The sequence below is a fragment of the Veillonella sp. ZSJB6 genome (assembly GCF_051549505.1).
Classification (GTDB): domain Bacteria; phylum Bacillota; class Negativicutes; order Veillonellales; family Veillonellaceae; genus Veillonella.
This window is the reverse complement of record NZ_JBPUGE010000115.1, coordinates 1-253: the sequence shown is the minus strand read 5'-3', so window position 1 is coordinate 253 and position 253 is coordinate 1. Positions and strand designations below refer to the sequence as shown.

At 57.3% G+C, this 253-nt stretch carries 1 protein-coding gene; it reads right to left on the bottom strand.

Annotated elements, in window-relative coordinates; genetic code table 11:
* Positions 1-196 (bottom strand): SDR family NAD(P)-dependent oxidoreductase (locus ACSV5T_RS10115; RefSeq protein WP_438321049.1); only part of this gene is annotated, 196 nt, incomplete at its 3' end.
* Positions 197-253 lie beyond the last annotated feature (57 nt).

Below are 253 nucleotides of genomic sequence, written 5' to 3'. Positions count from 1 at the left end.
AACTGACAAGTCCCGTTTTCGCTGCCGCGAACGCCGACCGGTGAATCCAGCCTGGTGCCGTCGCACTTTCCGGGAAGCCGTACGTGATGATGCGGCCGAACTGTTTCGACCGCATGCTCGGGATGGCTCGGCGCATCAACCAAAACGAGGCTGACAAGTTACCCGTGATCACCTCGTCCCATTCCTCGTCAGACAAGTCGACGAGACATTTCCGTTCAAAGATATATGGCCCGGCATTCAAGATGAGCGCGTC